Here is a 355-nt window from a genome sequence, read left to right as displayed (position 1 = left end):
CCGCTGGCCAAGATGAAGGAGTATGAGTCGCTGATCAACCTGGTCCACTACAAGGACTGGGCCGGCCCGGATACCTTTGCCCTGATGGGGGAAGGGAAAGTCAACTTTGTTGAAATCACCCGGTGGCTGAAAGATATCGGCTTTGACGGGTGGATCATCTGTGAGGATGAAGCTCCGAAAGCCGTTGATCACCCGGACGAGGTCACGCTCCATGATGGGCAGTGGATCAAAAACGACCTGTTGCCGGCCCTGCACTAATACACTGTAACAAACCCGAGGAATACCAATGCCATACGCCGAAACCAACGGAATTCAACTGTATTACGAGCAGCGCGGAAGCGGAGAACCTGTAATC

The 355-nt window shown here is 53.5% G+C and carries 1 protein-coding gene; it reads left to right on the top strand.

Going from position 1 to position 355, the window contains the following annotated elements; translation table 11 throughout:
• Positions 1-258 (top strand): sugar phosphate isomerase/epimerase family protein (locus ACG2E4_RS18545; protein WP_395277520.1); only part of this gene is annotated, 258 nt, incomplete at its 5' end.
• Between the last annotated feature and the right edge of the window lie 97 nt (positions 259-355).

Source organism: Halalkalibaculum sp. DA384 (assembly GCF_043951955.1).
In the GTDB taxonomy this organism is placed as follows: Bacteria; Bacteroidota; Rhodothermia; order Balneolales; family Balneolaceae; genus JAMQKA01.
The sequence above is the reverse complement of the archived record's forward strand: the minus strand, read 5'-3'. Positions and strand labels throughout refer to the sequence as shown.